The sequence below is a fragment of the Bradyrhizobium vignae genome (assembly GCF_004114425.1).
Lineage (GTDB): Bacteria > Pseudomonadota > Alphaproteobacteria > Rhizobiales > Xanthobacteraceae > Bradyrhizobium > Bradyrhizobium vignae.
In genome coordinates this window covers 131383-152516 of sequence record NZ_RDQF01000012.1, presented here as the reverse complement: position 1 = coordinate 152516, position 21134 = coordinate 131383, and the positions used below count along the sequence as shown (strand labels likewise).

Below are 21134 nucleotides of genomic sequence, written 5' to 3'. Positions count from 1 at the left end.
TTCAGCGTCCCGCGGCGTAGCCCTGCATGCCGCGCGGATTGGCGGCAGCGCGGCGGCGGACCCCGACGCGCGAGGCCGCGGTGAGGCGGCCTTCCGACCAATCGGGGCCGACCTCGACGATATGCCCGCGCTCGCGCAGATTCTCGATCGTCGCCTTCGGCACGCGATTCTCGACCACGAGCACGCCGGGGCGCGCGGTGCGCGGCCAGAACGAGATCGGGAAATGCTCGGAATGCCAGGCCGGTGCGTCGATGGCTTCCTGAAGATTGAGGTTGCAATGGACGTGGCGCAGGAAGAACTGCGTGATCCACTGGTCCTGCTGATCGCCGCCGGGCGAACCCCAGGCGAGATAGGGCTCGCCGTCGCGTAGCGCCATGCTCGGCGACAGTGTCGTGCGCGGCCGCTTGCCCGGCGCGAGCGCGGCGGGATGGCCTTCCTCCAGCCAGAACATCTGGGCGCGGCTGCCCAGGCAAAAGCCGAGCTCGGGAATGATCGGCGAGGATTGCAGCCACCCGCCGGACGGTGTTGACGAGACCATATTGCCGGCCTTGTCGATGATGTCGAAATGCACGGTGTCGCCGCGCACCTCGCCAAAACGTCCCACGGTGGGCTCGCCGGCGCCGAGCGCGCCGACGGCCTCGCGTTGGCCTTCGGCACGGCGCAGCTTGATCTCGCCGCCAAAGCCCTCGACAGAGCCGGGCCGGAAATCGAGCGAAGCCTTGTCGGTGACGAGCTTGCGCCGCTCGTCGTTATAGGCATCAGACAATAGCGTTCCGATCGGAATCTCGGTGAACTTGGGATCGCCGTAGAACTTTTCGCGGTCGGCGAAGGCGAGCTTGGCGCATTCGATCTGGAGGTGGATGAACTCCGGTCCGGTCGGATCGAGCCCGTCGAGGGCAAAGCCCTTGAGCAGCGCGAGCTGCTGCAGGGTCACCGGCCCCTGGCTCCAGACGCCGGCCTTGCAGACGGTGTAGCGGCCATAGTCGTAGGTGAGCGGGGCCTCGATCGTCGGCTGCCAGCGTGCCATGTCGTCGGCGGAAAGCACGCCGCGATGCGGGGAGCCACTGACGTCCATCACCTCCTGGGTGCGGCAGAACTTGTCGATGGCTTCTGCGACAAAACCTTGCGACCAGGCTTTTCGCGCACGCTCGATCTCGGCGTCGCGGCCACCGCCGCCGCTCTCGGCTTCGCTGAGGATGCGGGCGTAGGTCGCAGCCAGCGTCTTGTTGGTGAAGAGAGTGCCGGGCTTCGGCACCTCGCCGTTCGGAAGGTACACCGCAGCCGAGGTCGGCCAGTGCTTGCGGAACAGCTGCTCGACGGTCTGGATCGTGGCGCAGGCGCGCTCGACCAGCGGATAGCCATCGCGCGCATAGGAGATCGCGGGCTCCAGCACGTCGCGCACCCGCATGGTGCCGTAGTCGCGCAGCAGCATCATCCAGGATTCGAACGTGCCGGGGACGCAGGCGGCGAGCAGGCCGGTGCCCGGCACCATGTCGAGACCCTCGCTCTTGTAATGCGCGATGGTGGCGCGTGCCGGTGCGGGGCCCTGGCCGCAGATCACCTCGGTGCGGCCACGCTTCACGTCGTGCACGATGATAGGCACATCGCCGCCGGGGCCGTTCAGATGCGGCTCGACCACCTGAAGCGTGAAGGCGGTCGCGACACCGGCATCGAAGGCGTTGCCGCCCTTTTCCAGAATGCCCATGCCGACGGCCGTCGCGATCCAGTGCGTGGTGGCGACGACCCCGAACGTGCCCTCGATCTCGGGCCTCGTCGTGAACGGATCGGGATTGATATTGCTGCCCATGGGACTTTCACCACCTTATTTTCGGCGCGCGCAATTGATCACAGCCGATGCGTCGCCGCCAATGCGCAGGTTGCATGGCACGCGCGCGTCACGCCGTGACCGGCGCGGTGTTGACCGCGTGGCAGGCAACGCCGTCGATCAGTTCCGGCGTCTCCTTGCGACAGAGATCGAACGCCAGCGGACAGCGCGGATTGAAGGCACAGCCGGAGGGCGGATTGATCGGGTTCGGAATCTCGCCCTTGACCGGAATGCGCTGGCGGCCAGACATCGCGAGGTCAGGCACGGCTCCCAGCAGCATCTTGGTGTAGGGCATGCGCGGGCGGGAAAACAGCTCGCGTCCCTCCGCGATCTCGACGATGCGGCCGAGATACATCACGCCGACGCGGCTCGCCATGTGGCGGACTACGGCGAGGTTGTGGCTGATGAACATGTAAGTCAGGCCGAACTTGTCCTGGAGGTCGCGCATCAGATTCAGGATCTGCGCCTGCACGGAGACGTCGAGGGCCGAAGTCGGCTCGTCACAGACGATGAACTCGGCATCCGATGCGAGCGCGCGTGCGATCGCGATGCGTTGGCGCTGACCGCCGGAGAATTCGTGCGGATATTTCAGCCGGTCGTCGGGGTGCAGGCCGACGAGGCTGAGCAGCTCGCCGACGCGGGCCTCGATGTCGCGCTCGCCCTGGATCAGGTCGAAGGCGCGGATCGGCTCGGAGATGATGGCGTCCACACGGAAGCGCGGGTTCAGGCTCGCATAGGGGTCCTGAAAGATCATCTGGATGCGACGGCGCAGCTTTCGCCGCGCTGGGGCCTGCCGCGGATCGGTCATGGAGATGCCGTCGATCAGGACGTCGCCGGAGCTCGGCGGCAACAGGCCGACGACCATACGCGCCACCGTGGTCTTGCCGGAGCCGGACTCGCCGACCAGAGCAAACGTCTCGCCCTTCCGGATATCGAAGGTGACGTGATCGACCGCCTTCAGATATTCGAGCTGCCCGCCTTCCAGCACACGGTTGAGCCACGGTTTCGAGACATCGAAGACACGGCGCAGATTCTTGGCCTGGACGAAGGGAACGCTCATGCCGCGCTCTCCGCCGGCACGGTGTCATAGAGATGACAGGCGACCGATTGCGCGCCGCGCGGCAGCGGCTCCGGCCGTTCGACACGGCAACGATCGAAAGCGAAGGCGCAGCGCGGATTGAACGAGCAGCCGCGCGGGATGGCCGACAGCCGCGGCATGGAGCCGGGAATCTGCACGAGGCGCTTGTCGTCTCCGGCGAGCGTCGGGATCGCGCCCATCAAACCTTTGGCGTAGGGATGCAGCGGGTTCTTCACGACGTCCTGCACCGGGCCGATCTCGGCGACGCGGCCGGCGTACATCACCGCCACCCGATCCGACGTCTCCGCGATCACGCCCATGTCGTGGGTCACCAGCATCACGGCGGTGCCGTGGTCGCGGCCGAGACGCTTGATCAGGGAGATGATCTGCGCCTGCACGGAGACGTCGAGTGCGGTGGTCGGCTCGTCCGCGATGATCAGCTCGGGCTCGGCGCAGATCGCGAGCGCGATCACCACGCGCTGGCGCATGCCGCCGGAAAACTCGTGGGGATAGCCGTCGATGCGCTTTTCCGGCGCGGGAATTCCAACCTCGGCCAAGAGGTCGATGGCGCGGCGCCGCGCGGCCGCTTCGGATAGATTGAGATGGGTCCGGATCGTCTCCACGATCTGGTCGCCGACCTTGTACAGCGGATTGAGCGAGGTCAGGGGATCCTGGAAGATCATTCCGATCCGCTTGCCCCTGACGCGGCGCATCTCCTCGGGCGGCAGATTGTCGATACGCAGGCCCGCCAGACGAACCTCGCCGCCGGCGATACGCCCGGGTGGATCGATAAGGCCGATGACCGAGAGGCCGGTCACGGATTTGCCCGCCCCGGATTCGCCGACCACGCCGAGCACCTCGCCCTTGGCGATATCGAAGGAGACGTCGTTGATGGCGCGCAGCGTGCCGCGGCGGGAGGCGAACTCAACCTGGAGATTGCGCACGGAAAGGACGGGTTCGGTCATGGGCGAGGCATACTCATCGAAGCTTCGGGTTGAGCGCGTCGCGCAGCCAGTCGCCGAGCAGATTGATCGACAGGATCAGCGCCGCGAGCGCGAGCCCTGGAAAGGCGACGATCCACCATTCGCCTGCGAAAAGATAGCCGTTGCCGATGCGGATCAGCGTGCCGAGCGAGGGCATGGTCTCGGGCATGCCGGAGCCGAGGAACGACAGCGTTGCCTCGGTGATGATGGCAAGAGCGAGGTTGATGGTGGCGATCACGAGGATTGGGCCCGTGGTGTTCGGCAGCACGTGGCGCAGCATGATCACGGGTGCGGGCAGGCCAATCAATTGGGCGGCGGCGACGTAATCTTTGTTCTTCTCGACCAGGACCGAGCCACGCACTGTGCGCGCATACTGCACCCAAAAGCTCAGACCGATCGCAAAGACCAGGACCGCCAGCATGCTCATCTCGTCGAGCTTGTTGCCAAAGACCGACTTGGCGATGCCGTTGATCAAAAGCGCAATGAGGATAGCCGGGAAGGAGAGCTGCACGTCGGCGATGCGCATGATCAATCCATCAACGGCTCCGCCGAAATAGCCGGCCGTCAGTCCAAGCAGGATGCCGATCGCACCGGAGAGCACGACGCCGAGCACGCCGACGAGAAGCGAGATGCGCAAGCCGTAAAGAATTGCGGATAGGACGTCACGGCCCTGCTCGTCGGTGCCGAGCAGGAAGGGGCTCTGACCGTCGGCGGTCCAGAGCGGGGAGATGCGAGAATTCATCAACTGAAGCTGCGCCGGGTCGAATGGATTTTGCGCCGACAGCACCGAGGCGAAGATCGCGAGCAGAAAGAACAGCAGCGTCACGCCGGCCGCGATCATGGTGACCTTGGAGCGGCGGAACGAATAGAACAGGTCGCTGTCGAGCGCACGCCTGAACCGGCCAGGCGCGGCCGCAGCCCGCTTCTCAGTCGTATGTGGAACGACGGCTTCGCTCATGTCAGTGCGCCCGGCTAACCGTCGAGCGCAGCCGCGGATCGACGATGGTGTAGAGAATATCAACCACGAGATTGATGGTGACGAAGATCAGGGACACCATCATCAGATAAGCCGCCATGATCGGGATATCGACGTTCTGAACGGCCTGCACGAACAGGAGCCCCATGCCCGGCCACTGGAAAACGGTCTCGGTGATGATCGCGAAAGCAATGACCGATCCAAACTGCAGGCCGGCCACGGTGATCACGGGAACCAGCGTGTTGCGCAGCGCGTGGCCGAAATGGATCGCGCGCGTGGTCAGCCCGCGGGCGCGGGCGAATCGGATGTAGTCGGTCCGCATCACTTCCAGCATCTCGGCGCGCACCAGCCGCATGATCAGCGTCATCTGGAATAGTCCCAGCGTGATCGAGGGCATGATCAGGGCTTTCAACCCGGAGAGTGTCAGCAGGCCCGTCGTCCACCAGCCGATATGCACGACATCGCCGCGACCGAACGAGGGCAGCCAGCCGAGTGTCACCGAGAAGAGATAGATCATCAGAATGCCGATCAGGAAGGTCGGCAACGAGATGCCGATCAGTGAGACGGCCTGGAATACGTGCGCGAGCCAACTGTCGCGGCGCAGTGCCGAATAAACTCCCATCATGATGCCGCTGATCATCGCGAAAATGGTAGCGCAGATCGCGAGTTCCAGCGTTGCAGGCATCCGCTCCATCAACAGATTGGTGACCGGCAGACGGAATTGGTAGGATACGCCGAACTTGAACTGTGCGGCGTTGCCGACATAGCGGCCGAACTGCACGATCACGGGATCGTCGAGTCCGAGAGACTTGCGGATCGCGGCGCGTTCGGCGCCCGACGTATCCATTCCGACCATCTGGTTCACGGGATCGCCGGCAAAGCGGAACATCGAGAACGCGATGATCCCGACGGCGATCATGACGCCTATGGCCTGAATGGCCCGGCGCAGTGTGAAAGCGAGCATCTGTTCCTTTCACATGTCTTCAGCAGCACGCATCATCGCGTTAGCCCGAAACGGCAAGTCCCGGAAGCCAAATCCCGTAATGGCTTCCGGGACTTCACAACTTGTCGACACCTACTCTTCCTGCTTGGTCGCCCAGTAGAGCATGACCATGTTGTCCGCACGCTGGGTCAGCTTCACTTTCTTCGACACCCCCCAGGCGAGCGCCTGCTGGTGCAGCGGGATATAGGCCCAATCCTTCATCGAGAGTTCGAAGGCCTGCTTGATCAGGAGATCGCGCTTGGACGAGTCGGATTCAACGAGGACCTTGTCGGCGAGCTCGTCGAACTGCTTGTTGCAATAGCCGGCGAGATTGGCTTCGCCGCGGTTCGGATCCTTCGGATCGTCCCGGCAGCCCATGATGTCGTGCAGCACGTTCTGGGAATCGAGCGTATCCGGAGTCCAACCCAGCATGAACAGCGAGGTCTTGTAGCCGCCGGGCTTCAGCACCTTGGCGAAATACTGGGCCTTGGGTTGCGCCAGCAGGTCCACCTTGATGTTGATGCGGGCGAGCATTCCGACGATGGCCTGACAGATCGCGGCGTCATTGACGTAGCGATCGTTCGGGCAGTCCATCGTCACTTCGAAACCGTCCGCATAACCGGCGTCTGCCAGAAGCTTCTTGGCGGCGTCGGGATCGAACTTCGGCCGGGCGAAATCCTTCGAGGGAAAGATCTCTGGTGCGACCATCAATGCGGACGGCGTGGAGAGCCCGCGCATGACGCGATTCTTGATCAGGTCGACGTCGATTGCCCGGTAGACGGCTTCGCGGACGCGAACGTCCTTGAACGGGTTCTTGCCCTTGACGTTGGAGTACAGGAGCTCGTCGCGCGCCTGATCCATGCCAACGAAGATGGTGCGGAGCTCAGGTCCCGTCAGCGCAGTGGCGTTGGGGCTCGCTTTAACGCGCTCGATGTCTTGGACTGGAACCGGCTCGATCACGTCGACCTCACCCGACAGTAGGGCTGCGACACGCGTGGCCGGGTTTGCAATCGGCGTGAAGATGATCTCCTTCAGATTATGCTCCGGCTTGCGCCACCAGTTCGGGTTGACCTTGAAGACGGTCTTCACGCCCGGCTGATGGCTCTCGATGATGAAGGGGCCGGTGCCGTTTTCATGAAGCGAGGCGTAGCTCGGGGTCGTTGCGGCGGCGGGCGTCGGTGCCACCGCATCGTTCGCCTCTGCCCATTTCTTGTCCATGATGTACCAGGTCGCCCACAGCGCCGTCAGGATGGGATTGGGCGAGGTCAAGATGAAATCGACGGTGTAATCGTCGATCTTGACGACCTTGGCATCGGCGGGAATGCGGCTCTGGAAATTCGAGCCCTTTGCCCGGACGCGCTCGGCCGAGAACACCACGTCGTCAGCGGTGAAGGGGTCGCCGTTGTGGAACTTCACACCTTTGCGCAGGTGAAAGCGCCAGCGCGTCGGCTCTGGCGTCTCCCAGCTTTCGGCGAGCGCTGGGATGATCTTCAGGTCCTTGCCGCGGGCAACCAGGCCCTCATAGACATGGCCGAGATGGGCACTGGTGGTGGATTCGTTCAGCGTGTAGGGATCGAGCGACTTGAGCTCACCCTGATTGGCGTAGCGCAGCGTCTGGCTCGACGCTGGCGAAACTGCCAACGCAAGCACACCGGCGAGCGTCGCCGCAAAAAGACTTCGTCCGACTGACATTCTTGACCCTCTCCACTTGCCCGCACCGTGATTTTTGATTGTTCGGCGGGGCCGATCGATCCATGTTGCCCAGAGTTCTCGACCCGTGCAAGCGCCATTCCAGCAAGGAACGCGCCAACTTGCACCGCTGTGCAGCAATGCTGCCCGGCAATCCAGGGAGGCCGCCGCCGCCAACGACATCTTTGACCTGTGAAGTCTCGGGAAGAAGGGAGACTGGCCCTGCCGGCCCTCTGCGTTTCGGCCGTCCGCCTGCGGCCTCGACCGGGCGATTTGATTGACCATATCGGTCGATTGCCGAAGCGGCCCCCCGCGGCTTCCCCTCAGGTCGCTTGCGTTGCACGCCGCGTCGCGGTGATACTTGGGCAGGCCGCTCGAATCTCATCAGGAGGGGACATGAAAGTTAACATCGAAATAGACTGCACTCCCCTCGAGGCCCGCCAGTTCTTCGGATTGCCGGATGTCTCGCCGATGCAGATTGCCGTCATGGACAAGCTGCAGCAGCAGGTCTTGAGCAATATCGACAAGGTCTCGCCGGAATCGCTGATCCAGAGCTGGTTCACCTTCGATCCCAAAATCGCAGAGCGGTTTCAGGACATGTTCGTTGCGATGGCCGGCCTCGGTAGCACGCGCAGCGGCGACAAGAAGAAATAGTGCGAGCCGGACGGAACGGGGAGCAGGATCCAGGCCGGCTTCGGCCGCCAGCTCTCGGCCTCCTGCTGGCCGAAGCCCGTGGACTGTTCGAGTTCAACGCGAGCCTGCTGCTCTCGCCGCTCCTGATGCGCGCACCGAGGGGCGACGGCCATCCGGTGCTGGCGCTGCCCGGCTTCCTCGCCAGCGATCTCTCGATGGTGCCGCTGCGGCGTTATCTCAGCGAGCTCGGTTATGAGGCACATGCCTGGCGGATGGGCCGCAATCTCGGCGGGCTCGGACGGATGCGGGATTCGCTGCGCGCCCGCTTGACCGAAATCCATGCCGCCTCGGGACGCAAGGTCAGCCTGATCGGATGGAGCCTCGGGGGCGTCTATGCCCGCGATCTCGCGCTTTGGGCGCCCGATAAGGTCCGCTACGTCATCACGCTCGGCAGCCCCTTTGCCAACGATGTGCGGGCGACCAACGCCACGCGGCTCTACGAGGCGCTGTCCGGCGAGAGGGTGGAGGATTTTGCGGAAGCGCGTGAGGCGATTGCCGGCGATCTGCCGGTGCCGGCGACATCCATCTTTTCGCGGGCCGACGGCGTCGTGAACTGGCGGACCTGTCTGCTCGGCCCATCCGAGCGAGCCGAGAACATCGAGGTGCATCTGGCGAGCCATGTCGGGCTCGGCGTGAACCCCGCGGTGCTGTGGGCCGTGGCGGACCGCCTGGCGCAACCGGAGGGAGAGTTCTGGCCATTTGACCGGGCAGGGCCGTTTGCCATTGCATATGCCCCTCCGGACCGGGCAGTATCGGCCTGACGAGAAGCGCCGCCAAGGCGCCCGTCACATCTTGTGGGAGGGAATTATGGCTGACGGTAAGAAGTTGTCGTCGCTGGACGCATCGTTTCTCTATCTGGAAACGCCTGAGATGCCGATGCATGTCGGGAGCATGGCGATCTTTCGCCTGCCCGACGACTACAAGGGCGACTTCTTCGAAGACTTCAAGGCGATGATCGTCTCTCGCCTGCACATCGCGCCGATCCTCAAGGCGCGGCTGGAGAAGGCGCCGCTCGACATCGACCATCCCTCCTGGGTGGAGGACGATCAGTTCGACATCGACCGTCACATCTTCCGTGCCAGCCTGCCGCAGCCGCGCGACCGCGCCACGCTCGAGCGCATCGTCGGTTGGATGCATGCCAAGCTCCTCAACCGCGCTCGTCCGCTCTGGGAGTTCTACGTGTTCGAGGGCATGAAGGACAACGAGGTCGGCCTCTATTCCAAGATGCACCACGCCGCGATCGATGGCGGTGCCGGCGCAGCGCTGACCAACATGATCTACGACATCTCGCCGATCCCACGAAAGGTGGAGCCGCCGACGGGCGGAGCCAAGCCCGGGCAGGAGCCGCGCGACATCGCCGCCAACCTGCTCGATTCCTATCAGCAGCTGTTCAGCCAGCCGCTCGAGGCTTCGCAAGCGGCGAAGAACCTGCAACTGCCCCGCACGGGCAAGAGCGACATCGGCTCGATCCTGTTCGATAATGCGATGTACCAGATCGAGAGCGCCGTGCGTTTCGCCGGCAACATCCCGACCGTGCTCAAGAGCGTGTCAGACGTGCTCGGCAAGATCGCCGATCCGAAGTCGCGCGAGAGTCTCGCCAGCATGGTGTCACCGCCGACCATGCTCAACAGGACCATCTCGTCCGAGCGCAGCTTTGCCGGCGTGTCGATCTCGCTGTCGCGGGCGAAGGCGCTGGCCAAGCAGGCCGGCGGCAAGCTCAACGATGTGGTGCTGGCGCTCGCCTCCGGCGTGGTCCGCCGCTACCTCCTGCAATATGGCACGCTTCCGGCGAAATCCCTGACCGCCGCCGTGCCGATCTCGCTGCGCGAGGAAGGCAACACCGAGGCCAACAACCAGGTGTTCGGCATGATCTGTTCGATCGCGACCAACATCGCCGATCCCAAGGCGCGGCTGGAGGCGATCATCGCGCAATCGACCAAGTCCAAGGAGATGTCGCATCCGTTGCGCGCCTTGATGCCGCAGGTCTCCAACATCTCGATGCTGGGCGCGCCGATCATGGTGCAGATCCTGGCGCTGCTCTACAGCCGCTCGAATCTCTCCGACGTGCTGCCGCCGGCCGCCAACATCACCGTGTCCAACGTGCCCGGGCCGCGGCAGACGCTCTATGCCGCGGGTGCCGAGCTACTGCACATCTTCCCGGTGTCGATCGCGACGCATGGGCAGGCGCTCAACATCACGGTGCAGAGCTATCGCGACCAGCTTGATTTCGGCTTCATCGTCGGTGCCAACATCATCCCGCATGTGCAGGTGATGTGCGACATGTTGCCGGAGGAGTTCGCCGCACTGGAGGCCGCCTTTGCGCCACCGGCAACTGACGTCAAAGGCGCCGCGGAATAGGAAATTCGCCATGATCGAGATGCCGCCGCTGAAGTTCGTGCAGACGAACGGAATCCGTATGGGCTATTACGAGGCCGGCCCGCAGAGCGACAAGCCGCCGATGGTGCTGTGCCATGGCTGGCCCGAGCTTGCCTTCTCCTGGCGCCACCAGATCAAGGCGCTGAGCGAAGCCGGCATCCGCGTGATCGCGCCCGACCAGCGCGGCTATGGCGCGTCAGACCGGCCCGAGCCGGTCGAGGCCTACGACATCGAACATCTGACGGGTGACCTGGTCGGCCTGCTGGATCATCTGAAAATCGACAAGGCGATCTTCGTCGGTCACGATTGGGGCGGCTTCGTCGTCTGGCAAATGCCGTTGCGGCACATCGACCGGGTCGCCGGCGTGGTCGGCATCAACACGCCCCACACCAATCGTGCCTGGGCCGATCCGATCGAGCTGCTGCGTGCGCGCTTCGGCGACAAGATGTACATCGTGCAATTCCAGGATCCCGCGCGGGAGCCGGACAGGATCTTCGGCAGCCGCGTCGAACAGACCTTCGATGCATTCATGCGTAAGCCGGTGCCGCGGCCGGCCGACGCTCCGCCGGAGGAGGTGGTTGCGGGTGTCGGCGCTTCGCCGCGGCTCAATCTGGCATTTCCCCAGATGATTGCCGGTTATGACGCGAAGCATGATCCGCGTGCGCCGATTCTGTCGCCGGAAGAGAAGAAAGTCTTCGTCGATACTTTCACCAGAACCGGCTTCACCGGAGGCATCAACTGGTACCGCAACATGTCGCGCAACTGGAGGCGTGCCGAAGGGCTCGATCATACGGTCCGCGTACCGTCGCTGATGATCATGGCCGAGAATGACGCGGTGTTGCCGCCGTCCTCCGCTGATGGCATGGAGAAGCTGATTCCCGACCTCGAGAAACATCTGGTGAAAGACAGCGGCCATTGGACGCAGCAGGAGAAGCCGGAAGAGGTCAGCGCCAAGCTGATCGAATGGCGTAGAAGGCGGTTTGGTTAGCTCGTCATTGCGAGCGACTCGTCCGCCGTAGCTCGAAGAGCGAAGGCGGAAGCGAAGCAATCCAGGAAGGTGTCGGCGGAGACACTCTGGATTGCTTCGTCGCAAGAGCTCCTCGCAATGACGAGGGTTATTGAGGGGGAAGCGCTTTTCATGTCATCCAAGAACCGTCTGGACCCGATTCCGCAGCCGCCGACCAAGCCGGTGGTCGGCAACATGCTGTCGCTGGACTCGACGGCTCCGGTGCAGCACCTGACGCGGCTCGCCAAGGAGCTCGGACCGATCTTCTGGCTCGACATGATGGGTTCGCCGATCGTCATCGTCTCCGGCCACGATCTCGTCGACGAACTGTCGGACGAGAAGCGCTTCGACAAGACGGTACGCGGCGCGCTGCGGCGCGTGCGTGCGGTTGGCGGTGACGGCTTGTTCACGGCCGACACGCGTGAGCCGAACTGGAGCAAGGCGCACAACATCCTGCTCCAGCCGTTCGGCAACCGCGCCATGCAGTCCTATCACGCAAGCATGGTCGACATCGCCGAGCAGCTCGTCCAGAAATGGGAGCGGCTCAATGCCGACGACGAGATCGACGTCGTTCATGACATGACGGCGCTGACGCTGGATACGATCGGGCTGTGCGGCTTCGACTACCGCTTCAATTCGTTCTACCGGCGCGACTACCATCCTTTCGTCGAGTCGCTGGTGCGGTCGCTCGAAACCATCATGATGACGCGCGGCCTGCCGTTCGAGCAGTTCTGGATGCAGAAGCGGCGCAAGACGCTGGCCGAGGACGTCGCCTTCATGAACAAGATGGTCGACGAGATCATCGCCGAGCGCCGCAAGAACGCGGAAGGCGCCGACGACAAGAAGGACATGCTCGCCGCAATGATGACCGGCGTCGACCGCTCCACCGGCGAACAGCTCGACGACGTCAACATTCGCTACCAGATCAACACGTTTTTGATCGCGGGTCACGAGACGACCAGCGGCCTGTTGTCCTACACGCTCTATGCACTGCTCAAGCATCCGGACATTCTCAAGAAGGCCTATGACGAAGTCGACCGCGTCTTCGGCCCCGATGTCAACGCGAAGCCCACCTACCAGCAGGTGACGCAGCTCACCTACATCACCCAGATTCTCAAGGAGGCGTTGCGGCTGTGGCCGCCGGCGCCTGCCTATGGCATCTCGCCGCTTGCGGACGAGACCATTGGCGGCGGCAAGTACAAGCTCCGGAAGGGCACGTTCGTCACCATCCTAGTGACGGCGCTGCACCGTGATCCCTCGGTTTGGGGGCCGACCCCGGATGCCTTCGATCCCGAGAACTTCAGCCGCGAGGCCGAAGCGAAGCGGCCGATCAATGCCTGGAAGCCGTTCGGCAACGGGCAGCGCGCCTGCATTGGCCGTGGGTTCGCCATGCACGAGGCGGCGCTGGCGCTCGGCATGATCCTGCAGCGCTTCAAGCTGATCGACCACCAGCGCTACCAGATGCATCTGAAGGAAACCCTGACCATGAAGCCGGAGGGCTTCAAGATCAAGGTGCGTCCGCGCGCGGATCGCGAGCGCGGCGCCTTTGGCGGGCCCATTGCGGCTTCATCCTCAGCGCCCAAGACGCAGCGCAAGCCCACCACGCGGCCCGGCCACAACACGCCGATGCTGGTGCTCTACGGCTCCAATCTCGGTACCGCCGAGGAGCTTGCGACGCGCATGGCCGATCTTGCCGAGATCAACGGTTTTGCCGTGCATCTCGGCGCGCTCGACGATTACGTCGGTAAGTTGCCGCAGGAGGGCGGTGTGCTCATCATTTGCGCCTCCTATAATGGCGCGCCGCCCGACAATGCGACGCAGTTCGTCAAATGGCTCGGTGACGACCTGCCGAAGGATGCGTTCGCCGGCGTGCGCTACGCCGTGTTCGGTTGCGGTAACAGCGACTGGGCAGCGACCTATCAGTCGGTGCCGCGCTATATCGACGAGCAATTGTCGGCGCATGGTGCACGCGCGGTCTATCCGCGCGGCGAAGGCGATGCGCGCAGCGATCTCGACGGCCAGTTCCAGAAATGGTTCCCCGCGGCCGCGCAAGTCGCGACCAAGGAATTCGGCATCGACTGGAATTTCACCCGCACGGCGGAGGACGATCCGCTTTATGCGATCGAGCCCGTGGCGGTGGCCGCCGTCAACACCATCGTCGCCCAGGGCGGCGCGGTGGCGATGAAGGTGCTGGCCAATGACGAGCTGCAGAACAAGAGCGGGCCCAATCCGTCGGAGCGCTCGACGCGCCACATCGAGGTGCAGCTGCCGTCCAACATCAGCTATCGCGTCGGAGATCATTTGAGCGTGGTCCCGCGCAACGATCCGACGCTGGTGGATTCCGTTGCCCGCCGCTTCGGCTTCCTGCCGGCCGACCAGATCAGGCTTCGGGTCGCCGAAGGCCGGCGCGCGCAGTTGCCGGTCGGCGAGGCCGTGTCGGTCGGCCGCCTGCTCAGCGAATTCGTGGAGCTTCAGCAGGTGGCGACCCGCAAGCAGATCCAGATCATGGCCGAGCACACCCGCTGCCCGGTCACCAAGCCGAAGCTGCTGGGCTTCGTCGGCGAGGAATCCGAGCCGCTCGAGCGCTATCGCACCGAGATCCTGTCCAGGCGCAAATCGGTATTCGACCTGCTCCTCGAATATCCCGCCTGCGAATTGCCGTTTCACGCCTATCTGGAAATGCTCTCGCTGCTGGCGCCGCGCTATTACTCGATCTCGTCGTCCCCCTCGGTCGACCCGGCGCGATGCAGCATCACGGTCGGCGTGGTCGAGGGACCGGCCGCCTCCGGGCGCGGTGTCTACAAGGGCATCTGCTCGAACTATCTGGCCAACCGCCGCGCCGGCGATACGATCTACGCCACCGTGCGCGAGACCAAGGCAGGCTTCCGGCTGCCCGATGATCCATCCGTGCCGATCATCATGATCGGCCCCGGCACCGGACTCGCACCGTTCCGTGGCTTCCTGCAGGAGCGCGCGGCGCGGAAGGCCAGGGGCGCCACGCTCGGCCCGGCCATGCTGTTCTTCGGCTGCCGCCACCCCGACCAGGATTTTCTCTACGCCGAGGAGCTGAAGGCATTGGCGGCGAGCGGTATCACCGAGCTGTTCACGGCGTTCTCGCGCGCGGACGGACCGAAGACTTATGTGCAACACATGCTCGCCGCGCAGAAGGACAAGGTCTGGCCGCTGATCGAGCAGGGCGCGATCATCTATGTCTGCGGCGATGGCGGCAAGATGGAGCCCGACGTGAAGGCGGCGCTGGTCGCGATCCACCGCGAGAAGAGCGGCAGCGATGCCGCCGCCGGTGCCCGGTGGATCGAGGAGATGGGCACGAAGGACCGCTATGTGCTCGACGTGTGGGCGGGCGGGTAGCCCGAGGCGCGTTCTTGTAGCCCGGACGGAGCGCAGCGAAATCCGGGGCGCAAATCGTGCTAAAGCTCGCGCATGATTCCCTGGGAAAAACTCGACACCGCCAGAATCCCCGGCTCCGACGAGGAGCTCCGCCTGATGCGGCGGGGCAAAGAGTTCTCCATCAAGCTCGGCAGCAACGAGCTGATGAACAGCCGTCTTTCGGGCTCGGAAGCGGCGCTGGCAACGCTCGCGGCGAAGCAGATCGAGAAGGTCGCAAAGCCCGTCATCCTGATCGGCGGCCTCGGCATGGGCTTTACGCTGCGCGCGGCGCTCGCCGTGCTCGGACCCAAGGCGACGATCATCGTCTCCGAACTCGTGCCGGCGGTGGTCGCCTGGGCGCGAGGTCCGATGGCGGAGGTCTTCGGCGACAGCCTCGATGACCTCCGGGTGACTGTCCGGGAAATCGACGTGGGCGAGATCATTCGGGCGCAGCGGTCGGCCTTCGACGCCATTCTCCTCGACGTCGACAACGGACCCGAGGGGCTGACCCGGAAGGGCAATGACGCGCTCTATGATGTGAGCGGATTGGCGGCGGCCAGGGCAGCGCTGCGGCGAGGTGGTGTGCTCGCCGTCTGGTCGTCGGGACCCAATCCGGCGTTCACCAAGCGCCTTCGCAGCGCCGATTTCGACGTCAGCGAGGTCAATGTCCGTGCCACCGGCAGAGGCGGTGGCGCACGCCATATGATCTGGATCGCACGGAAGATCTAAGCCGCCTGCGCCGCTGCGCCATGCGCGTGCTTGTCGATGGCGTCGATGATCTCCGGCCAGAAGCGCATCGGCAAAGCATGGCCCATACCCTCGATCATCAACAGCTTCGCGTTCGGGATTGAAGCCGCCGTGTCCTTGCCGCCTTCGGGATGGACCAGCGGATCGACGGTGCCGTGAATGACGAGCGTCGGGGTCTTCACGGCGTGCAGCCGCTCCTTGCGGCTGCCGGAGGCAAGCACGGCGCGAAGCTGGCGGCCGACGCCGGCCGGATTGAGCCCGCGCGCGAACACGCGCTCGGCGCGGCCAGGATCGAGCGCTTCCTCTTCCGGGAAAGACCCGGCGCGCAGCAGCTTCCAGGTCTGACCGAAGCGGACGATGAACTCTTCCTTGCTGCGCGGCGGCGGTGCCATCAGCATGGCCGCGGCCTCGCGTGTCGGCGGCGGTATGCGCGGATTGCCCGTGGTCGACATGATCGAGGTCAGTGAGCGCACGCGGTGCGGAAACGACAGCGCCACCTCTTGCGCGATCATGCCGCCCATGGATGCCCCGACCAGATGCGCCGACTTGATGCCGAGCGCATCCATCAGGCCGACCGTGTCCTTGGCCATATCGATCAGCTTGTAGGTGGCGGCCACGGGAATCCGCAAGAAGCGCAACTTCAGCAGCTCGAACGGCGTCAGGCGCTTGCCGCCGGTGAGATGGCTCGACTTGCCGATGTCGCGATTGTCGAAGCGGATCACGCGGAAGCCGCGCGCGGCGAGCTGCTCGCAGAACGCATCGTCCCAATGGATCATCTGCGCCCCAAGGCCCATGATCAGCAGCAGCGGCTCGGCATTGTCGTGGCCGAAGATCTCATAGCAGATGTCGATGCCGTTGGCGCGGACGGTCTGGGGCGGATGATGGGCGGTCACGGATCCCTCCTGCTGATCGATGCTGTATCGCACGGTTTCGTTCCGCGAAGAAGCCGGGTGCGCGACGCTGCGCCCACTGCTTGCCGGTTGACCGGCACCTCGCAACGGTGTGGTATGGCGGGAAAAGAGGGGCGCAAAGCCCTCCACATTGGGAGGACGCTGATGACCGACAAGATCACCGATCCGGTCGCCTTGTGGCAGAAGATGGTTGGCGAGATGGAGAAGGGTTTCAACTCCTTCGCGACCAAGGCGATGGAGACGCCCGAATTCTCGCAAGCCATGAACCGCGCCGGCGGAGTTGCTGCAGGTGCTCAGAAGCAATTCGGCGATCTCATGGAGAAATACCTGCTCTCCATGAACCTGCCGAGCCGCGAGCAGATGACCGGTATCGCGGAGCGGCTCCAGTCGATCGAAGGCCAACTCGGCGAGATCAAGTCGATGTTGAGCCAGATGTCGGCCAACTCGGGTGCGCAGCAGGTCGGCGCCGCTCCGCGACCGCCGCGTACGAAACGTCCGCCGCCCGAAGGCGGAGACCAAAAATGAACGCGCCGGCGGGACTTGATTTCGCTGCGATACCGGAGCGGATCCAATCCGAAGTGCAGCGCGCTATCATGCGGAGCATCAAGGGCGTCGAATATTTCTCGACCTCGGGCCCGTCGCTCGGCTCGACGCCCAAGGACGTGCTGCATTCGCGCGGCACGATGAGCCTTTATCACTACCGTCCGATGTCGGACGAGATCTACCGCGTGCCGGTGCTGATCGTGATGGCGACGACCAACCGCGGCTACATCCTCGATCTCGTGCCCGGTCAGAGCTTCATCGAGTTCCTGCTCAGGCGTGGCTACGACGTCTACATGCTGGACTGGAGCGCGCCGCGGCCGGAGGAGAAGAGCCTGCGCATGGAGGACTATGTCCTCGATTTGATCCCGGACTGCATCCGCCGCGTGCAAGCCGATTCCGGCGAGCAGGACGTTTCCGTCATCGGCTATTGCTTCGGCGGTGTGCTGTCCTTGCTCTACGGCTCGATCCATCAGGACGGGCCGATGAAGAACCTGATCTGCTTCACCACGCCGATCGACTTCCGCGAGATGAAGCTGTTCTCGAATTTCTCCGACCGCCGCTATTTCGACGTCGACCATCTCGTCGACAGCGTCGGCAACGTGCCGCCGGAGATGATCCTGTCCTCGTTCGAGATGCTGCGGCCGGCCTCGCGCACGGTGAGCCAGATCCAGCTCTGGGAGAACATCTGGGACGACGAGTTCGTGAAGTCTTACCGCATGTTCGACCGCTGGGCGACCGATACGCTGCCGCTCGCCGGCGAGTACTTCCGCGCCATCACCAAGGACTTGATGTGGGACAACAAGCTGTTCAACGACACCATGTCGGTGGGCGGTCGTGCCGCGAAGCTCGACAATATCACGGTGCCGATCCTGCATGCGGTCGCCGAGCACGATCACATCGTGCCCTATGACGCCGCCAAGCATCTGATCGCCAAGGTCGGCTCGGCGGACAAGGAAGAGGTGATCCTGAAGGGCGGTCACGTCTCGCTCGTCGCCGGCGCCAACGCGGTGAAGCGGCTGTGGCCGAAATTGGATTCCTGGCTTGGGAAGAGATCGACATGAGTGAGCAGCGTTCCTATCCGCGTCACGTCAAGACCGACGCCGGCGATATCGAGATCCGTCTGATGTCGTCCGCGGACGAAGCCGCGGTACTGGCCTTCGGCAGGGGCCTGCCCACCCACGACCTGCTGTTCCTGCCGCGCAACATCAGCGAGCCCAAGGTATTGGCCGCTTGGGTCAAGGAGATCGAGCGCGGTGCGATCCAGAGCCTGCTCGCGGTGAGAGAGGGTAGGGTTGTCGGCTGCGGCACGCTGGTGCGCGACCCGCACTCCTGGTCACCCCATGTCGGTGAGATCCGCATGGTGATTTCGCCCGAGGTCCGCGGCAAGGGTGTTGGCAAGGCGCTGTCGCAGGAGACCTTTGCCCTCGCGCTCGGGGCGGGCCTGGAAAAGCTCTCGGTTCAGATGACGGTCGACCAGCAGGCGGCGATTGCCCTGTTCGAGAGCCTCGGGTTCAAGGCGGAGGCACTGCTGCGGGATCATGTCCGGGATGTCGACGGCAAGACCCACGACATCGTCGTGCTCGGCCACAACGTCGCGCAGGTCCAGGCCCAGATGGAGGCCTACGGGCTGCCAGGCGCTGTCCAGCACTGAGAGGGCCGTCCAGCACGAGGCCTCGGGGAAATCCTTGGGAACCCAGCTGGTGAGGGAGGCATCATGATGCCTCAAGTTAAGGCTGTTCACGATTTCGTGATATCGCGCTGCAACATGAATATTGCATCGCACAATTAACTCTGCCATATAAGCCGTGCCCCGGGCCAATGCGGACGGGGTGAGCCCATAGCTCAGACCAATGAGGATGGAGAGAACCCCATGACCACTGAAACCAATACCGCTTTCGAGGGCTTCAAGGACGCTTTCAAGAACATCCAGAACCTGGAAGTTCCCGAGGCCGCCCGCGAATTCGTCAAGAAGACTGCCAACACCGCCAAGGACCGTGCCGCCGAAGTGTTCGCTGGCTCCGAGCGCGTGACCGCCGCCGTCGAGAATGCCGTGACCGAGACCGTCACTGAAGCCGGCAAGATCAGCCGTAACATCCAGCAGGCGATCTATGAGGATGCCGAGGCGTTCTTCTCGGGCATCGACAAGCTCGCGTCCGCCAAGTCGATCAGCGAGGCCGTCGAGATCCAGTCGAGCCTGCTCCGCGCCCGCGGTGAAGTGTTCGTCTCGCGCGCCAAGGCGACCGCCGACTATCTCGGCAAGCTCGCCGCCAACGGTGCGAAGTCCGCTCAGGACAACTTTGTCAAGGTCTACAGCAAGACCGCCTGATCCGGCACTGTGAGTACAAACTGAAATTTGAGGCCCGCTTCGGCGGGCCTTTGTTTTTGTTTTGGTTTGCGTTTCCCGGACGCTGTGCAGCGCGCCCTGGCGATGCGAAGCATCGTCCAGACCGGCGTGGTGCACTGCTGATCGGGGTCCATCGTCTTGCTGGGTCCCGGCTTGCGGCGCATCGCTTCGCGCTGCACCTCGTCCGGGACACGCGGAGATCGGGACGCTAAGTTTGCGTCATGAAGATTCAATCCGCCTTCTCCTTCGACACCCCCGGCGATGCCGAACGCGCGGCCGAGCTGCGCCGCGTGAAAGCGCTGGCGACGCTGGTGCTCGCCTCGACGCTTCTGCTCTTCATCGTCGCGAAATGGCTGCTGCCGGTGCATCCCGTGTTCGGGTTCATCGCGGCCTTCGCGGAGGCCGCCACCATCGGCGGACTCGCAGACTGGTACGCCGTGGTCGCCCTGTTCAAGCGGCCGCTCGGCCTGCCGATCCCGCACACCGCCATCATTCAGAGCAATCAGGCCCGCATTGCCGACAAGCTCGGCGAATTCATCCAGGTGCATTTCCTGGAGGCCGGTCCCGTCGAGGCCAAGCTGAGGGAGATCGATTTCGGCTCCTTCGTTGCCGACTGGCTGCGTGACCGCAAGCGCAGTGACGACCTCGCGCGCTTCGCGCTGCGCCTCCTGCCTGAGGCCGTCTCCGCGACCGAGACCTCGGGGCTGATGACGTTCATCATCCGCCGCCTGTCCTCGCAGCTCCAGGCGATCGACCTTGCGCCACTTGCGGCCGGCACTTTGCGCGGCTTCGTCGCGGAGGGCCGGCACCAGATCCTGTTCGACGATCTCTTGCGCGTGATGCACGAGACGCTGAATCAGAAAGAGATGATGGCGATGATCCGCGAGAAGGTCCGGGCGGAGCTGCCGACCCTGCTGCGGCTCTATCGCGCCGACAAGTTTCTGGTGAACAAGATCGTGGCTTCCGCCACCGCCTTCTTCAATGAGGTGCGCAGCGATCCCAAGCATCCGTTCCGCGGCGAGTTCGACCGCATGGTGCTGAGCTTCGTCGACCGCCTCGGCACCGACCAGGCCTATATCGACCGTATCGCCGGGCTGAAGCGCGATCTGCTCGCGCGTCCCGAGCTTGCCGATCTCGCCCGCACCGTCTGGGCCAACACGCGCGCCTTCATCGAGCGCAGTGCGAGCGGTGAGACGCAGGTGTTGCAGCATCATCTCGCCGGCATGTTCGTCGCCGCGGGCGAGGCGCTCGCCGGCGATGCCGAGCTGCGCGGCGAGATCAACCAGGGCCTGGTGACGGTGCTGCGCAGCTTCGTCGCCGACCAGAAGAGCGGCGTGTCGACCTTCATCTCCGACCAGGTCAAGGCGTGGAACATGTCGCAGCTGATTTCGCTGGTCGAAATCAACATCGGCCGCGACCTGCAATACATCCGGTTCAATGGTTCGCTGATCGGTGGGCTCGCCGGGCTTGCGCTTTACTCCCTGGAATTTCTGCTTCGATTGTTGTGAATTTTGCGTCACGGCCGTTAGCATTAACGTGCGGGCCTATTGTCGCCTCGCATCTCTCCCGCTTGAATGTCGGGAACCGGCCGCCT

The 21134-nt window shown here is 63.9% G+C and carries 19 protein-coding genes; 11 read left to right on the top strand and 8 right to left on the bottom strand.

Annotated features, from left to right (window positions below; all coding sequences use genetic code 11):
* Position 1 precedes the first annotated feature (1 nt).
* The 6 genes from EAV90_RS13335 to EAV90_RS13310 form a co-directional block, all read right to left on the bottom strand.
* Entirely contained in the window at positions 2 to 1807 is a 1806-nt protein-coding gene (locus EAV90_RS13335; RefSeq protein WP_122404322.1) for a gamma-glutamyltransferase family protein, read from the bottom strand.
* Between the two features lie 88 nt (positions 1808 to 1895).
* Positions 1896 to 2885, bottom strand: coding sequence for an ABC transporter ATP-binding protein (locus EAV90_RS13330; protein ID WP_122404321.1), 990 nt, complete (start codon positions 2883 to 2885; stop codon positions 1896 to 1898).
* Complete coding sequence (locus EAV90_RS13325) at positions 2882 to 3868, bottom strand: ABC transporter ATP-binding protein (protein ID WP_122404320.1); 987 nt, start codon at positions 3866 to 3868, stop codon at positions 2882 to 2884. The genes EAV90_RS13330 and EAV90_RS13325 overlap by 4 nt, the downstream gene beginning before the upstream one ends.
* 13 nt (positions 3869 to 3881) lie before the next feature.
* Positions 3882 to 4844, bottom strand: coding sequence for an ABC transporter permease (locus EAV90_RS13320; protein ID WP_122404319.1), 963 nt, complete (start codon positions 4842 to 4844; stop codon positions 3882 to 3884).
* Position 4845: 1 nt separating this feature from the next.
* Positions 4846 to 5826 carry an ABC transporter permease gene (locus tag EAV90_RS13315; RefSeq protein ID WP_122404318.1) on the bottom strand — a complete coding sequence of 327 codons (981 nt, stop codon included), beginning with the start codon at positions 5824 to 5826 and terminating at the stop codon, positions 4846 to 4848.
* 111 nt (positions 5827 to 5937) lie between these two features.
* A complete protein-coding gene (locus tag EAV90_RS13310) occupies positions 5938 to 7536 on the bottom strand; it encodes an ABC transporter substrate-binding protein (protein WP_122404317.1) in 1599 nt (532 codons plus the stop codon).
* A gap of 393 nt (positions 7537 to 7929) precedes the next feature.
* Here EAV90_RS13310 and EAV90_RS13305 point away from each other — a divergent pair, with 393 nt between their 5' ends.
* The 6 genes from EAV90_RS13305 (at position 7930) to EAV90_RS13280 (ending at position 15724) form a co-directional block, all read left to right on the top strand.
* On the top strand, positions 7930 to 8187 hold the full coding sequence (locus EAV90_RS13305; RefSeq protein WP_122404316.1) for a DUF6489 family protein: 258 nt from the start codon (positions 7930 to 7932) through the stop codon (positions 8185 to 8187).
* Positions 8187 to 8987 carry an esterase/lipase family protein gene (locus EAV90_RS13300; protein WP_122404315.1) on the top strand — a complete coding sequence of 267 codons (801 nt, stop codon included), beginning with the start codon at positions 8187 to 8189 and terminating at the stop codon, positions 8985 to 8987. The genes EAV90_RS13305 and EAV90_RS13300 overlap by 1 nt, the downstream gene beginning before the upstream one ends.
* Before the next feature lie 46 nt (positions 8988 to 9033).
* On the top strand, positions 9034 to 10584 hold the full coding sequence (locus EAV90_RS13295; protein ID WP_129143587.1) for a wax ester/triacylglycerol synthase family O-acyltransferase: 1551 nt from the start codon (positions 9034 to 9036) through the stop codon (positions 10582 to 10584).
* Positions 10585 to 10594: 10 nt separating this feature from the next.
* Positions 10595 to 11590, top strand: coding sequence for an alpha/beta fold hydrolase (locus EAV90_RS13290; RefSeq protein ID WP_164936899.1), 996 nt, complete (start codon positions 10595 to 10597; stop codon positions 11588 to 11590).
* A gap of 150 nt (positions 11591 to 11740) precedes the next feature.
* Positions 11741 to 14977 (top strand): bifunctional cytochrome P450/NADPH--P450 reductase, encoded by a 3237-nt coding sequence (locus tag EAV90_RS13285; protein WP_129143585.1) that lies wholly within the window; start codon positions 11741 to 11743, stop codon positions 14975 to 14977.
* A 72-nt stretch (positions 14978 to 15049) separates the two neighbouring features.
* Positions 15050 to 15724 carry a polyamine aminopropyltransferase gene (locus EAV90_RS13280; protein ID WP_129143584.1) on the top strand — a complete coding sequence of 225 codons (675 nt, stop codon included), beginning with the start codon at positions 15050 to 15052 and terminating at the stop codon, positions 15722 to 15724.
* On the opposite strand, the gene EAV90_RS13275 is transcribed toward EAV90_RS13280, so the two are convergent.
* Positions 15721 to 16635, bottom strand: a complete 915-nt coding sequence (locus tag EAV90_RS13275; RefSeq protein WP_129143583.1) for an alpha/beta fold hydrolase — start codon at positions 16633 to 16635, stop codon at positions 15721 to 15723. The two genes, EAV90_RS13280 and EAV90_RS13275, sit on opposite strands and share 4 nt — an antisense overlap.
* 162 nt (positions 16636 to 16797) lie before the next feature.
* On the opposite strand from EAV90_RS13275, the gene EAV90_RS13270 reads away from it, so the two are divergent.
* From EAV90_RS13270 to EAV90_RS13255, 4 genes are all read left to right on the top strand, one after another.
* Positions 16798 to 17178 carry a hypothetical protein gene (locus tag EAV90_RS13270; RefSeq protein ID WP_122404310.1) on the top strand — a complete coding sequence of 127 codons (381 nt, stop codon included), beginning with the start codon at positions 16798 to 16800 and terminating at the stop codon, positions 17176 to 17178.
* Positions 17175 to 18257 (top strand): alpha/beta fold hydrolase, encoded by a 1083-nt coding sequence (locus EAV90_RS13265; RefSeq protein ID WP_129143582.1) that lies wholly within the window; start codon positions 17175 to 17177, stop codon positions 18255 to 18257. The genes EAV90_RS13270 and EAV90_RS13265 overlap by 4 nt, the downstream gene beginning before the upstream one ends.
* Positions 18254 to 18847: a GNAT family N-acetyltransferase gene (locus tag EAV90_RS13260; RefSeq protein ID WP_164936898.1), complete on the top strand. Its 594-nt coding sequence runs from the start codon at positions 18254 to 18256 to the stop codon at positions 18845 to 18847. The genes EAV90_RS13265 and EAV90_RS13260 overlap by 4 nt, the downstream gene beginning before the upstream one ends.
* Before the next feature lie 219 nt (positions 18848 to 19066).
* Entirely contained in the window at positions 19067 to 19522 is a 456-nt protein-coding gene (locus EAV90_RS13255) for a phasin (protein ID WP_129143580.1), read from the top strand.
* On the opposite strand, the gene EAV90_RS13250 is transcribed toward EAV90_RS13255, so the two are convergent.
* Positions 19504 to 19773: a hypothetical protein gene (locus EAV90_RS13250; protein ID WP_129143579.1), complete on the bottom strand. Its 270-nt coding sequence runs from the start codon at positions 19771 to 19773 to the stop codon at positions 19504 to 19506. The genes EAV90_RS13255 and EAV90_RS13250 overlap by 19 nt on opposite strands.
* Here EAV90_RS13250 and EAV90_RS13245 point away from each other — a divergent pair.
* Positions 19762 to 21048: a DUF445 domain-containing protein gene (locus EAV90_RS13245; RefSeq protein ID WP_129143578.1), complete on the top strand. Its 1287-nt coding sequence runs from the start codon at positions 19762 to 19764 to the stop codon at positions 21046 to 21048. The genes EAV90_RS13250 and EAV90_RS13245 overlap by 12 nt on opposite strands.
* The last annotated feature ends 86 nt before the right edge of the window (positions 21049 to 21134 follow it).